Source organism: Pseudomonas sp. NFPP02 (genome assembly GCF_900119355.1).
Classification (GTDB): domain Bacteria; phylum Pseudomonadota; class Gammaproteobacteria; order Pseudomonadales; family Pseudomonadaceae; genus Aquipseudomonas; species Aquipseudomonas paracarnis.
Map to the genome: position 1 here is coordinate 59346 of NZ_FPJI01000007.1, position 14253 is coordinate 73598.

A 14253-nucleotide genomic window follows, 5' to 3' on the forward strand; every position below is an offset into this window, starting at 1 on the left:
CCATGAAACCGACTCGTCTGCTGCTGACCTGGCTGGGCGTTCTGCTCGGTTTGAACATCTTGTTGGGCGCCTCGGCAGCGTTGCAGTTCAAAGTGCCCGCCACCTTGCATTCGGTAGCCTGGGGCCTGCTGCTGGCCCTGCTGCTGCTGGCGATGCTGGATGCTGCACGCTTGCGTCGCCGCCCTTCGGCCCGCGTGTACAGAACATTGCCTGGTAGCCTGGCGCTGGGGCGCTGGGAGGAAGTACGCCTGTGCCTGGAGCACGATTACCCACAACCTCTGACCGTGCAGGTGTTCGATCATGTGCCCGACGGCCTGAATGTGGAGAACCTGCCTCAATCCATTCAACTACGCCCCGGTGAACGCGCTGAGCTGGGCTATCGCGTACGCCCCTTGCGGCGCGGGCACTTCCATTTCAGTCGCTGCGAACTGCTGCTGCCCAGCCCATTGGGGCTGTGGTCGGCACGACGCTGGGTCGAGACTCACGATGCCACTCGTGTTTACCCGGATTTCGCACGTTTATACGGTGCGCAGTTGCGGGGTGTGGATAACTGGCTCAGCCAACTGGGCGTGCGCCAACATCAGCGGCGAGGATTAGGCCTGGAGTTTCATCAACTGCGCGAGTTTCGTGAAGGTGACAGCCTGCGCCAGATAGACTGGAAAGCCACCGCCCGCCAACGAACGCCCATTGCCCGGGAGTACCAGGACGAACGCGACCAGCAAATCGTGTTCATGCTCGATTGCGGCCAGCACATGCGCAGCCAGGATGATGAACTGTCCCATTTTGACCACGCGCTCAATGCCTGCCTGCTGCTGAGCTACGTTGCCTTGAGACAGGGCGATGCCGTAGGGCTGTGCACGTTTGCCAGCGACCAGCCGCGGTACCTGAAGCCGGTCAAGGGCAGTGGCCAATTGAACCTGTTGCTCAATGCGGTCTATGACCTGCAGACCACGCGAAAAACCGCCGACTACCAGGCGGCCGCCAGCCAGTTGTTGGCACGTCAAAAACGCCGGGCGCTGGTGATCATCGTCACCAACCTGCGGGATGAGGAGGATGAAGCGCTGATGGCTGCCGTCCAGCGTATCGGCAGGCATCACCGGGTACTGGTGGCCAGCCTGAGGGAAGAGGTCCTCGACCAACTACGCCAGGCGCCTGTGCAGACACTGCCCGAAGCGCTGGCTTACAGCGGCACGATCGATTACCTCAACACCCGCAACCAACGCCATGATCGCTTGAGTGCTCATGGCCTGTCGGTGCTGGATACCTTGCCATCGGCGCTGGGTGCCGGGCTGGTCACGCGCTATCTGGAGTGGAAAAAGGCCGGGGTATTCTGAGGATGACTGCGCAGGGGCATGGCCAGGAAACGGCCACGACCCCACGCATAATTCAGACAGAGGCCTGCAAAGGATAAAAGCTGAAGTACTGCAACAGCGCGTTGATCAGGTGCCGGTACTCTTCGGGCGCCTCAAGCACGCTGAACCCCGAGTCGTAATGCTGCGGGGTGACATCTTCATGGCTCCACAAGCAGGTTGCCGTGAGGTCAATTGCCTTGAACTCGCCCTGCGCCACCGGCACTTTCAAGCGCAGCTCGAAATCCACGTCGGTCATCATGGGTAACGAGCTGATCAGCATCAGACCGTTTTCAGACACATTTCCAAGATAGCCGATTGGCTTGTCAGTAATACGATTGAACACCTGCAGAAAATACGGCAGTTGATGCCGCTCGATCCGTCGTTCGGTAAACATGGTGAAGTCGCCATTCAATAGCCAAAAATCTGGCCGTGCCAGTGATTCGGAACAAGCAATCGCTCGCTCTCCCTGGATCTCGGTGTGACAACAGCTACCGCTTGTCACCAAACAGCTGCCGAATCCGGGCATTGCATCCGTTCGAATGGGTACTGCACAAACAGACATTCAAAGAATAGCGCAAGACTGGCGACAGGCCAGCCATGAAGCGACAAATACCCTTACAACGACGCAGGCCTTGGTTTTGCCAGGCCTGCAGCCGGCAGATGCCCCAGTTGCTGCAAGGTATCGAGCCGCGCACGGGCTCGATAGGCGTACTCGCTCGACGGGTAGTGGCCGATGATGAACTGATAGGTCTGTGCGGCATCGACAAAGAGTTTCTGGCGTTCCAGGCACTGCCCGCGCAACATCGAAACCTCAGGTTGCACGTAGCGGCGAGTTCGGCTCTCGCGATCGACCTGGGACAACTCCAGGGTGACACGCTGGCAATCACCGACCCCATAGGCACGGTAAGCGTTGTTCAAATGGTGGTCCATCGACCAGCGGGTACAGCCGACAACACTGACGGCCAGGGCAGCAACGAGCAAAATTCGCATGGGGTTCTCCTGTCTTGTGCAGTGTATCGACCCCTGGTCGAAAATCTTCAAGGCGTTTGCCCATTCAACCGCAGCCAAAACAAGCCAATCGTCGATAAGTAGTGCAAACGAACAATGACTACAACGAAAGAGCATAGTAGCCTTCCCCAGCGCTTGAACTCAGGAGTCCGTGCATGTCCGTCCGTCGTACCAAAATCGTCGCCACCCTTGGCCCGGCCAGTAACTCGCCGGAAGTCCTCGAACAGCTGATTCTGGCTGGTTTGGACGTCGCCCGTCTGAACTTCTCCCACGGCACCCCGGACGAGCACAAGGCTCGCGCCAAGCTGGTGCGTGACCTCGCCGCCAAGCATGGCCGCTTCGTTGCACTCTTGGGCGACCTGCAAGGCCCGAAAATCCGTATCGCCAAATTCACCAACAAGCGGATCGAGCTGAAGATCGGTGACAAGTTCACCTTCTCCACCAGCCACCCGCTGACCGAAGGCACCCAGGACGTGGTGGGCATCGACTACCCGGACTTGGTCAAGGACTGCGGCGTCGGTGACGAACTGCTGCTGGACGACGGCCGTGTGGTGATGCGCGTTGACACTGCCACGCCGACCGAACTGAACTGCACCGTGATCATCGGCGGCCCGCTGTCCGACCACAAAGGCATCAACCGTCGCGGTGGTGGCCTGACGGCGCCGGCCCTGACTGAAAAAGACAAGGCCGACATCAAGCTCGCCGCCGAAATGGAAGTGGACTACCTCGCCGTGTCCTTCCCGCGCGACGCCGCCGACATGGAATACGCCCGTAAGCTGCGCGACGAAGCCGGCGGTACCGCCTGGCTGGTAGCGAAGATCGAACGTGCTGAAGCCGTGGCCGATGATGAAACCCTCGACGGCCTGATCAAGGCCTCCGATGCCGTGATGGTTGCCCGTGGCGACCTGGGCGTTGAAATCGGTGACGCCGAGCTGATCGGTATCCAGAAGAAGATCATCCTGCACGCACGCCGTCACAACAAAGCGGTGATCGTTGCGACCCAGATGATGGAGTCGATGATCCAGAACCCGATGCCGACCCGTGCCGAAGTGTCCGACGTGGCCAACGCCGTACTCGACTACACCGACGCCGTGATGCTCTCGGCTGAAAGTGCCGCCGGCCCTTACCCGCTGGAGGCCGTACAGGCCATGGCGCGTATCTGCGTCGGTGCCGAAAAGCACCCGACCAGCAAGACCTCCAGCCATCGCATCGGCAAAGTCTTCGAAAGCTGCGACCAGAGCATCGCCCTGGCTGCCATGTACACCGCCAACCACTTCCCGGGTGTCAAGGCCATCATCGCCTTGACCGAAAGTGGCTACACGCCGTTGATCATGTCGCGCATCCGCTCCTCGGTGCCTATCTACGCGTTCACCCCACACCGCGAAGCCCAGGCCCGCGCGGCCATGTTCCGTGGCGTGTACACCATCCCGTTCGACCCGGCGTCGCTGGCACCGAACGAAGTCAGCCAGAAGGCGATCGACGAGCTGGTTAAACGCGGCGTCGTGGAGAAAGGCGACTGGGTCATCCTGACCAAGGGCGACAGCTACCACACCACCGGTGGCACCAATGGAATGAAGATCCTGCATGTGGGCGACCCGCAGGTCTGAGTGACAGGCTGAAAAACAAAAGCCCCGCCCTGTGAATGGCGGGGCTTTTTGCATTTCAGTGCAGGCAAGCCAGTTCCCACAATAGTCAGACAACTCGGTCTACTGTGGGAGCTGGCTTGCCTGCGATGGCGTCATCAGCACCCGGCGATAAACTCAGATACCGACTTGAGCAGACTTTTCATAAAGTGAAAGGGCGGGATAGAAACACATCCGCCAGCAATTGATTACGCGGCAGTCCCGCCAGGAACAAGCGCTTGGAAAAGGCCTCGACGCTGGCAGGGTGCCCGCAAAGCAAGGCCAGGGTATGCCGGGAAACCAGCCGCAGTTGCGCCAATGCCGGCTGCAACTGCGCCGCGGTCCATAGCTCCACGGTCAGGTTCCCATGCCGGGCGGCAAGGGCTGCCAGGGGTTCAGCCAGATAATGACCTTCGGCCTCATGGGCCAGGTGAATCACGCGAATGTCGCCCTGGTGATCCTGGCGCAGCGCCTCGCGCAACACCCCCCACAAGGGCCCCAGGCCAGTACCGGAAGCCAGCAGCCACAACGGCCGCGATTGCCAGTCAGGGTCATAGTGCAGTGCTCCGCCCCGCAGTTCACCCAGGCGCAAAGGATCACCGACCTTCAACTGTCGCGCCGCATCGCTGAATGCACCGGGTTGACGGCAGTCGATATGAAACTCCAGGTACGGCTCTTCCTGGGGCAAGCCCGCCAGAGAATAGGTGCGCGCCACCTGCCCCGCCCACAGCACCAGATGCTGCCCGGCGTTGTACCGCAGGGCACGTTCCGGTTGCAGGCGCAGGCGCAGTACCGTCGAACTCAGCCAATCGGCGCCCACCACCTGGGCGGGCAGGCCATCGCGCTGAGGGTCAAACGCTTCGACCTTCAGGTCCGCACTGACCCGGCACTGGCACGCCAGGCGCCAACCTTGCTGGCGCTGCGTCGGGCTCAGGGCTTCGGGCTGCTGGTCGTCAACCTCACCCTCGCAACGCACCAGGCACGCATGGCAACTGCCGGCCCGGCAACTGAAGGGCACGGCCACACCGGCCTGATTCAAGGCATCCAGCAGGTTGCTGCCGAGGGATACAGACCAGTGGCGTTCGCCGACATACAGTTCAGGCATATAAAGACTCAATCATAAGGAGCGCCGCACAGGGAATCATGCCTGCGACAGTTTGACCATAGTCGGGTGTATCGGCCACCGTGCCGGGTTATACTGCCGCGCCTTTTTAGCGTCGCGCCTGCACCATTCTGGCGTGCCTTGGAAAGATGGCTTCAGCCGACCGATGCAACACTGGCGCCATCTTTATTGAATGTTCCCTTATAGAGGAGCGCGACTCATGACCGTGATCAAGCAAGACGACCTGATTCAGAGCGTTGCCGACGCCCTGCAATTCATTTCCTATTACCACCCCGTTGACTTCATCCAGGCCATGCACGAAGCCTACCTGCGCGAAGAATCGCCGGCAGCCCGTGACTCCATCGCCCAGATTCTGATCAACTCGCGCATGTGCGCCACCGGCCATCGCCCAATCTGCCAGGACACCGGTATCGTCACGGTGTTCGTGCGCGTGGGTATGGACGTGCGTTGGGACGGCGCCACCATGGGCCTGGACGACATGATCAACGAAGGCGTGCGTCGCGCCTACAACCTGCCAGAAAACGTCCTGCGCGCCTCGATCCTCGCCGACCCGGCAGGCGCCCGCAAGAACACCAAGGACAACACCCCCGCGGTCATCCACTACTCCATCGTCCCGGGCAACACCGTGGAAGTGGACGTGGCGGCCAAGGGTGGCGGCTCCGAGAACAAGTCGAAAATGGCCATGCTCAACCCGTCCGACTCGATCGTCGACTGGGTGCTCAAGACTGTTCCGACCATGGGCGCCGGCTGGTGCCCACCGGGCATGCTCGGCATCGGCATCGGCGGTACCGCCGAGAAAGCCGCGGTAATGGCCAAGGAAGTGTTGATGGAGTCCATCGACATCCACGAGCTGAAAAAGCGCGGCCCGCAGAACCGTATCGAAGAAATGCGCCTGGAGTTGTTCGAGAAGGTCAACCAACTGGGCATCGGCGCCCAGGGCCTGGGTGGCCTGACCACCGTGCTCGACGTGAAGATCATGGACTACCCGACCCACGCCGCGTCCCTGCCGGTGTGCATGATCCCCAACTGCGCCGCCACCCGTCACGCGCACTTCGTGCTGGACGGCTCGGGCCCGGCGTCGCTGGAAGCGCCATCGTTGGACGCCTACCCGGAAATCGTCTGGGAAGCCGGCCCATCGGCCCGTCGCGTCAACCTCGACACCCTGACTCCGGAAGAAGTGCAGAGCTGGAAGCCGGGCGAAACCGTACTGCTCAACGGCAAGATGCTTACCGGTCGCGACGCGGCGCACAAGCGCATGGTCGAGATGCTGAACAAGGGCGAAACCTTGCCGGTGGACCTCAAGGGCCGCTTTATCTACTACGTCGGCCCGGTTGATCCGGTGCGCGAAGAAGTGGTTGGCCCGGCGGGCCCGACCACCGCGACGCGGATGGACAAGTTCACCCGTCAGATCCTCGAGCAAACCGGCCTGTTGGGCATGATCGGCAAGTCCGAGCGCGGCCCGACCGCCATCGAAGCGATCAAGGACCACAAGGCCGTGTACCTGATGGCCGTGGGCGGCGCCGCTTACCTGGTGGCCCAGGCCATCAAGAAGTCGCGCGTGGTTGCCTTCGCCGAACTGGGTATGGAAGCCATCTACGAGTTCGACGTGAAAGACATGCCGGTCACCGTTGCAGTGGACAGCAAAGGTGAGTCCGTCCACATCACCGGTCCTGCCATCTGGCAGAAAAAGATCAGTGACAGCCTGGCGGTAGAAGTGCAGTAAGCACCTCATCCAAAAGAATAAAGGCGACTGCGGCCCCATGGCCCAGTCGCCTTTTTTTCTGCCGGGAGCAAGGGGGCTAGCTCCCACACAAGCTCCTTGGTCACAAGATATGAGCTGCCCATGCTATGGTGCTCGCCCCTTACCGTGCCTGTTCATCATCGTATGATCGTGATCCCTCGCCCCCTGCGCCTGACCTTCTATTCTCTGTTGATCATCGCCGGTGCGGTGCTGGCTGCCGCCTTGGCCACGCGCCATGCCGAACGCCAGGCCCTGGTGGACGACGCCGCCCGTGCCAATCAGCAGCTCGCGCTGTATGCCAACTCGCTGCACACCCTGATCGAACGCTACCGTGCCCTGCCCGCCGTACTGGCGCTGGATTCGGAGATGATCAGCGCCTTGAAGGGCCCGCTGGACGCCGCCACGCAAGACCGGCTCAACCGCAAGCTGGAGCGCATCAACGGCGCTGCGCAGTCTTCGACTCTGGAACTGATGGACCGCACCGGCCTGGCCGTGGCCGCCAGCAACTGGAACCTGCCCAGCAGTTATGTCGGCCACAACTACGCGTTCAGGCCGTATTTCAGCCAGACCTTGAGCCAGGGCACCGGACGCTTTTATGCAGTGGGCGTGACCACGGGTATTCCGGGCTACTTTCTTTCCAGCGCGGTCGTGGATGAGCACGAGCAGTTCCTCGGTGCCATGGTGGTCAAGCTGGAGTTTCCGGAACTGGAGCGCGAATGGGCCCAGGGCAATGACCTGCTGTTGGTCAGCGATGCGCGGGGCATCGTGTTTATCGCCAACCAGCCGGGCTGGCGTTATCGCAACCTGCGGCCGTTGTCCGAAAATGATCTGGCTGAACTCAAAACCACCCGCCAATACGACAAGAAGCAACTGCAGCCGCTGGACACCCAGCCCCTGCAACGCTTTGACGAAAACAGCCACTTGATCCGCGTCAACGGCCCCGACGGCAACGCCAATTACATCTGGGAGTCGCTGCCGCTCAAGCGCGAAGGCTGGACCCTGCACCTGTTGCGCAAACCCCAGTTTGCCTTTGAAGACCAACGTAACGCGGGCCTTGCCGCTGCGGGTTCGTGGCTGGCATTGGTGTTCCTGGGGCTGTTCCTCAGCCAGCGCTGGCGCCTGGCCCGCTTGCGCCAGCGCAGCCGTGAAGAACTGGAGCAATTGGTCGAAGAACGCACCCAGGCGCTGCGCACCGCCCAGGATGGCCTGGTGCAGTCGGCCAAGCTGGCGGCATTGGGACAGATGTCGGCCGCCCTCGCCCATGAAATCAACCAGCCGCTGACCGCCCAGCGCATGCAACTGGCGACGCTGCGGCTGTTACTCGACCATGGTCGCGTGGACGATGCCTACAGGGCTCTCACGCCATTGGATGACATGCTCACGCGCATGGCGGCGCTCACCGGCCACCTCAAGACGTTCGCGCGCAAGAGCCCCAGCGGCCTGCGCGAAAAGCTGGACCTGGCAACGGTGGTCGACCAATCCTTGCACCTGCTGGACGCGCGCCTGCGTGACGAAGCCATCGGTGTGGTGCTGGACCTCACCCGCCCGGCCTGGGTACGTGGCGACGCGATCCGCCTGGAACAGGTGCTGATCAACCTGTTGCGCAACGCCCTCGACGCCATGGCCGACAAACCGCGCAAGCGCCTGGAAATCCGCCTGCACGCCGATCAGCAGCTGTGGCAGTTGAGCGTCTGCGACAGCGGCGGCGGGATTGCCGAAGAACATTTGAGCAGCGTGTTCGACCCGTTTTTCACCACCAAACCAGTGGGCGACGGGCTCGGTTTGGGACTCGCGGTGTCCTACGCTATCGTGCATGAACTGGGCGGACGCCTGGGTGCCGCTAACCGTGGCGATGGCGCGACTTTCACCTTGACCCTGCCTATCGCCCTGGAGACGCCGGACCTATGTTGAACGCGGTGATTGTGGTCGATGACGAAGCCAGTATTCGCACGGCCGTCGAGCAATGGCTGAGCCTGTCGGGGTTTGACGTGCAGTTGTTCAGCCGCGCCGAAGAGTGCCTGGCGCAACTGCCCAAGGACTTTGCCGGGGTGATTCTGAGCGACGTGCGCATGCCGGGGCTCAGCGGCCTTGAACTGTTGGCCGAGGTGCAGCGCCGCGATGCCGATTTGCCGGTGATTTTGCTCACCGGCCATGGCGACGTGCCAATGGCCGTCGAAGCCATGCGCGACGGCGCCTACGACTTCCTGGAAAAACCCTTCAGCCCCGACGCCTTGCTCAACAGCCTGCGCCGGGCGTTGGACAAGCGTGGCCTGATCCTGGAAAACCGCCGCCTGCATCAACAGGCCGATCATCGCGCGCAGTTGGAGTCCAGCCTGCTGGGTGTGTCCAAGGGCCTTCAAAGCTTGCGCCGCCAAGTGCTGGACCTGGCGAGTTTGCCGGTCAATGTGCTGATTCGCGGTGAGACCGGCAGCGGCAAGGAGTTGGTTGCCCGCTGCCTGCACGACTTCGGCCCACGCGCCAAGAAGCCGTTTGTGGCCCTCAATTGCGCGGCAATCCCCGAGCAGTTGTTCGAAGCCGAACTGTTCGGACATGAAAGCGGCGCCTTCACCGGCGCCCACGGCAAACGCATCGGCAAACTGGAATATGCCCACGGCGGCACCTTGTTCCTGGATGAAATCGAAAGCATGCCCCTGGCCCAGCAAGTGAAATTGCTGCGCGTATTGCAAGAGCAGAAGCTGGAGCGGCTGGGCTCCAACCAGAGTATCCAAGTGGACCTGCGCATCATCGCTGCCACCAAGCCCGACCTGCTGGAAGAAGCCCGTGCCGGGCGCTTTCGCGAAGACCTGGCCTATCGGCTCAACGTCGCGCAACTGCGCCTGGCGCCATTGCGTGAACGTCGCGAAGATATTCCGCTGTTGTACGAGCATTTTGCGCAAAGCGCCGCCGAGCGTCTGGGCCGCCAGGTCGAGCCTTTGAGTGGCCCACAGTTGGGGCGCCTGCTCAGCCATGACTGGCCGGGCAATGTGCGCGAACTGGCCAACGTCGCCGAGCGCCAGGTGTTGGGGCTGGACGAGCCGGAACCGCAAGGGATCGAAGCCGGGCAGTCGTTGGCGGCGCAGCAGGAGGCGTTCGAGGCACACTGCCTGAAGGCCGCGTTGACGCGTCACAAGGGCGATATCAAGGCGGTGCTGGCCGAGTTGCAACTGCCGCGTCGCACCTTCAATGAGAAGATGCAGCGGCATAGGTTGGTAAGGGAAATGTTTGTGTAGCGACCTATGGATCGCCATCGCGGGCAAGCCCGCTCCCACACTGATCGTTCCCACGCTCCGAGTGGGAACGCAGCCTAGGCCGCTCTGCGTCGCTTTTTAAAGGCGCGACGCGGAGCGTCACAACAGGCGTTTCCACGCAGAGCGCGGGAACGACTACTGCAGCCATAAGCGGATTTCCGCTCACCACCCCAAAACCATCAGCGAATTTCCGCTCAATAAAATCCCGCAACCCTTCTATTCCGGGCCTTCCTCTACCTGGCACAGCTCCTGCTATAGCCCCAACAGGCTGCGCACGCGCCGCTCCATAAAAACAACTAGATGAAGGATCCTTCAATGGATAACTCCAACACCGTGCCTCTGGGATCGACGGCCGTCAAAGCGCAGGAGCGCACCACCTCCAGCCGCATCAAGTCGATCTTCAGCGGATCGGTCGGCAACATGGTCGAATGGTACGACTGGTACGTCTACGCCGCCTTCTCGCTGTACTTCGCCAAAGCCTTCTTCCCCAAAGGCGACACCACTGCCCAACTGCTCAACACCGCCGCGATCTTCGCCGTAGGCTTCCTGATGCGCCCGATCGGTGGCTGGCTGATGGGCCTGTACGCCGACAAAGTGGGGCGTAAAAAAGCCTTGATGGCCTCGGTGTACCTGATGTGCTTCGGCTCGCTGCTGATTGCCCTGAGCCCCGGCTATGAAATCATTGGTATCGGTGCGCCGATCCTGCTGGTGTTTGCCCGCCTGCTGCAGGGCCTGTCGGTCGGCGGCGAATACGGTACCTCTGCCACTTACCTGAGTGAGATGGCCACCAAGGAACGCCGCGGTTTCTACTCCAGCTTCCAATACGTGACCCTGATCTCCGGCCAGCTCATCGCGCTGGCGGTGCTGATTGTGCTGCAACAGGTGCTCACCACCGAGCAGTTGTATGCCTGGGGCTGGCGTATCCCGTTCGCCATCGGCGCCCTGTGCGCAGTGGTCGCGCTGTACCTGCGTCGCGGCATGGAAGAAACCGAGTCGTTCACCAAGAAAGAAAAAGCCAAGGAAAGCGCAATGCGCACCTTGATGCGCCATCCCAAGGAGCTGATGACCGTGGTCGGCCTGACCATGGGCGGCACCCTGGCGTTCTACACCTACACCACCTACATGCAGAAATACCTGGTGAACACGGTCGGCATGAGCATCTCCGACTCCACCACCATCTCGGCGGCGACGCTGTTCCTGTTCATGTGCCTGCAACCGATCATCGGCGGGTTGTCGGATAAAATCGGCCGCCGCCCGATCCTGATCGCCTTCGGCGTGCTTGGCACCCTGTTCACCGTGCCGATCCTTACTACCCTGCACACCATCCAGAGCTGGTGGGGCGCGTTCTTCCTGATCATGGCGGCGCTGATCATCGTCAGCGGCTACACCTCTATCAACGCCGTGGTGAAGGCCGAGCTGTTCCCGACCGAAATCCGCGCACTGGGCGTGGGCCTGCCGTATGCCCTGACCGTGTCGATCTTCGGCGGTACCGCTGAATACATCGCGCTGTGGTTCAAGAGCATCGGTATGGAAACTGGCTACTACTGGTACGTGACCGCGTGTATCGCCGTGTCGTTGATGGTGTACGTGACCATGAAAGACACGCGTAAACACTCACGCATCACCACCGACTAAAAAATGTGGGAGCGGGCTTGCTGTGGCGAGCGAGCTTGCTTGCGCTGGGGTGCGAAGCGCCCCCAAAAAGCTGGCTCCAGCTACGCTGTCGAACGGGAGCAAGCTCCCTCGCCACAGCAAGCCCGCTCCCTCATTTAGCCTTAGGACAACTCTGCGGCCTCATTGCGCCCATAGCGCCGCTGCGCATACGACGCGCCAGCAATCATCACCACCAGCACCGCAGCCAATACCGCGGATGAACCGATGGTGCCGAAATCCAAGCCGCCTTTTTCATGGGGTTTGGTCAGGAAATCTCCCAAGGTCGCGCCAAACGGCCGTGTCAGTACAAACGCCACCCAGAACAACAGTACCGACGAGATGCGGGTGAAGTACTTGAGTACCACCACCGCGGCGATGGTTGAGCCGATCAACAATGCGCCACCGGCGAAGCCCAGCCCCGAATCGTCCGCGAGGAAATCGCCCAATGCGGTGCCCAAGGTGTTGGAGAACAGGATCGCCATCCAGTAAAACAGCTCCCCTCGGAAGGTCTGCACCTTGTTCACGTTCAGCGAGTCACCACTGAGGTGCCACAATGCAAAGATGATCATCAGGATCACGATCAGGATCATCGACCCGGTGGCGTAGCCCAGCCCCAGCGTGCGGTCCATGAAGTCGGACATTGTGGTACCCGCCGTGCTGGTAGACAAAATCACGATCCAGTACAGCACCGGGTTGTAGGTTTTCGACCAGAGTTGCGTCACCAGGGTCACCAGGAACACGCTGATGAGGATCATGGAGCTGATGGCGTAGCCAACATTCAAGGTCATCGACAGCAAGTCCCCGGCAGTTTCGCCCAAGGTAGTTGCGCAGATTTTCATGACCCAGAACGCCAGGGTGATCTGAGGAAGTTTGTTCATGCAGTGGATAGCTCCAAGGCTCAGTCTTATAGGGGGTATTGACCTTGGGCGCAGACTGAAGGGGAAACTGTGAAAAATAGGTGGCAGATGTATGAAAAATCCATGGGCACGATGGAAATTCACCGCCATGAATTGCACTATGACCGCCTCCCAAACCGCGTAGCAGGAACCCCGGCCATGCCTGACGACATCCACTATTACGAACCCGCCAACGGCCACGGCCTGCCCCATGACCCGTTCAATGCGATCGTCGGCCCACGCCCGATTGGCTGGATCTCCTCGCACGATCGCGAAGGCCGCCTGAACCTGGCGCCCTACAGCTTCTTCAATGCGTTCAACTACATTCCACCGATCATTGGGTTTTCCAGTGTCGGGCGTAAAGACAGCCTGAACAATATCGAACAGACTGGAGAATTCGTCTGGAACCTGGCCACCCGCCCGCTGGCCGAGCAGATGAACCAAAGCTGCGCGGCCGTATCGCCCGAGGTGAATGAATTCGAACTCTCCGGGCTGACGCCGGTGGCTTCGAAAATCGTTGGCGTACCACGGGTGGGCGAGAGCCCGGTGTCGTTCGAGTGCAAGGTGACGCAGATCATCCAACTGCAACGTGCCGACCAACAGTTGGTCCCAAGCTGGCTGGTGCTGGGCGAGGTGGTTGCGGTGCACATCGCCAAATGGTTGCTCAAGGATGGGATCTACGACACTGCTGCCGCCGAGCCGATTTTGCGCGGGGGTGGCCCGGCGGATTATTTCCAGCTGGGGCCTGAGGCCCTGTTCAAAATGCACAGACCAGGCGCCACCAAACCCTGACTGAAATGCAATCAAAACTGTGGGAGCTGGCTTGCCTGCGATAGCGGTGGGTCAGTTAACCCAAGAGTGACTGATACACCGCTATCGCAGGCAAGCCAGCTCCCACATTGGTTAGGTGTGCTGCCTCAGCGTTCAGCAGTCGCCCAGGTCAGTTGGCCTTCTGCATCCACATCGACCAGATGCTCGAGTTGCAACGTCGCCGCATCATCGGCATCGGACGCAGTCTTGAACGTCTGCCCATCAAGGATCTTGTGAAACCTGGGTGCGCCCATGCCATCCAGTGCCTTGACGGCGACGGCGGCGCTGTAGCCACCTTCGCCCGGTACTACGGCGGAAACGGCTTCGTGGTGGGCAAATTGTTTACGTGCCATGTTGCAGGTCCTGGCCAATGGAAAGTCGGCCATTCTAACCGTTAACCGGCCAGTTGCAGGTACTCGCCGTAGGCCTGTGCCGCCGATGCGTCGGTGAAGGTCTGGAAGTCCATGCTGCGCACGACCATGTCGTTCAGAAGCTCGGTGAAGATCATCAGGGCCGGAGAGTTGAAGTAGGCGCTCATGGCCTGCTCGCTGCTCCAGAACCCGGACACCAGCCAGACATCGGGATCGACCTGGGAGTGCTGCAACGAGAATTGCAGGCAACCCTGGGCCTGGCGACCTGGTTCGATCAAACTGCTCAAGCGTGCACCGAGTTCGGTGCTGCACCCGCTACGGGCGCGGATAAAGGCCATATGGCTCGCGGGAATGGGGGTGGACATGTTCGACTCTCCCGTTGAGAAGTGATGCTCGGCAAGCACAATGAGGGCGTGTTGCCACAGGATC

The 14253-nt window shown here is 60.9% G+C and carries 13 protein-coding genes; 7 read left to right on the forward strand and 6 right to left on the reverse strand.

Annotated features, from left to right (window positions below; translation table 11 throughout):
- The first annotated feature begins 2 nt into the window (after positions 1-2).
- Entirely contained in the window at positions 3-1334 is a 1332-nt protein-coding gene (locus BT204_RS13810) for a DUF58 domain-containing protein (RefSeq protein ID WP_072447160.1), read from the forward strand.
- Positions 1335-1386: 52 nt separating this feature from the next.
- Here BT204_RS13810 and BT204_RS13815 read toward each other — a convergent pair whose 3' ends face one another.
- Together BT204_RS13815 and BT204_RS13820 are read right to left on the reverse strand one after the other, a co-directional pair.
- Entirely contained in the window at positions 1387-1746 is a 360-nt protein-coding gene (locus tag BT204_RS13815) for a PilZ domain-containing protein (RefSeq protein WP_034134388.1), read from the reverse strand.
- A 221-nt stretch (positions 1747-1967) separates the two neighbouring features.
- On the reverse strand, positions 1968-2342 hold the full coding sequence (locus tag BT204_RS13820) for a tetratricopeptide repeat protein (protein ID WP_003193903.1): 375 nt from the start codon (positions 2340-2342) through the stop codon (positions 1968-1970).
- Positions 2343-2515: 173 nt separating this feature from the next.
- Between BT204_RS13820 and pyk the strand changes: the two genes are divergently transcribed.
- Positions 2516-3967 (forward strand): pyruvate kinase, encoded by a 1452-nt coding sequence (pyk, locus tag BT204_RS13825; protein ID WP_003193904.1) that lies wholly within the window; start codon positions 2516-2518, stop codon positions 3965-3967.
- A gap of 178 nt (positions 3968-4145) precedes the next feature.
- Here pyk and BT204_RS13830 read toward each other — a convergent pair whose 3' ends face one another.
- Positions 4146-5087 (reverse strand): iron-sulfur-binding ferredoxin reductase, encoded by a 942-nt coding sequence (locus BT204_RS13830; protein WP_072447162.1) that lies wholly within the window; start codon positions 5085-5087, stop codon positions 4146-4148.
- A gap of 217 nt (positions 5088-5304) precedes the next feature.
- Between BT204_RS13830 and BT204_RS13835 the strand changes: the two genes are divergently transcribed.
- The 4 genes from BT204_RS13835 to BT204_RS13850 all read left to right on the forward strand — a co-directional run bounded on the left by BT204_RS13835 (position 5305) and on the right by BT204_RS13850 (position 11729).
- Positions 5305-6828 (forward strand): fumarate hydratase, encoded by a 1524-nt coding sequence (locus BT204_RS13835; RefSeq protein WP_034128606.1) that lies wholly within the window; start codon positions 5305-5307, stop codon positions 6826-6828.
- A 162-nt stretch (positions 6829-6990) separates the two neighbouring features.
- Positions 6991-8757, forward strand: a complete 1767-nt coding sequence (locus BT204_RS13840; RefSeq protein WP_072447164.1) for an ATP-binding protein — start codon at positions 6991-6993, stop codon at positions 8755-8757.
- Positions 8751-10076, forward strand: a complete 1326-nt coding sequence (locus BT204_RS13845) for a sigma-54-dependent transcriptional regulator (RefSeq protein ID WP_057975092.1) — start codon at positions 8751-8753, stop codon at positions 10074-10076. The genes BT204_RS13840 and BT204_RS13845 overlap by 7 nt, the downstream gene beginning before the upstream one ends.
- Positions 10077-10409: 333 nt before the next feature.
- Positions 10410-11729: an MFS transporter gene (locus BT204_RS13850; RefSeq protein WP_034128609.1), complete on the forward strand. Its 1320-nt coding sequence runs from the start codon at positions 10410-10412 to the stop codon at positions 11727-11729.
- Positions 11730-11869: 140 nt separating this feature from the next.
- Here BT204_RS13850 and BT204_RS13855 read toward each other — a convergent pair whose 3' ends face one another.
- Positions 11870-12625, reverse strand: a complete 756-nt coding sequence (locus BT204_RS13855; protein ID WP_019817341.1) for a COG4705 family protein — start codon at positions 12623-12625, stop codon at positions 11870-11872.
- Positions 12626-12802: 177 nt separating this feature from the next.
- Between BT204_RS13855 and BT204_RS13860 the strand changes: the two genes are divergently transcribed.
- On the forward strand, positions 12803-13435 hold the full coding sequence (locus BT204_RS13860; protein ID WP_054897657.1) for a flavin reductase family protein: 633 nt from the start codon (positions 12803-12805) through the stop codon (positions 13433-13435).
- Between the two features lie 125 nt (positions 13436-13560).
- On the opposite strand, the gene BT204_RS13865 is transcribed toward BT204_RS13860, so the two are convergent.
- Together BT204_RS13865 and BT204_RS13870 are read right to left on the reverse strand one after the other, a co-directional pair.
- Entirely contained in the window at positions 13561-13806 is a 246-nt protein-coding gene (locus tag BT204_RS13865) for a hypothetical protein (protein WP_019817340.1), read from the reverse strand.
- 41 nt (positions 13807-13847) lie between these two features.
- Positions 13848-14189, reverse strand: a complete 342-nt coding sequence (locus BT204_RS13870; protein WP_003193915.1) for an antibiotic biosynthesis monooxygenase family protein — start codon at positions 14187-14189, stop codon at positions 13848-13850.
- Between the last annotated feature and the right edge of the window lie 64 nt (positions 14190-14253).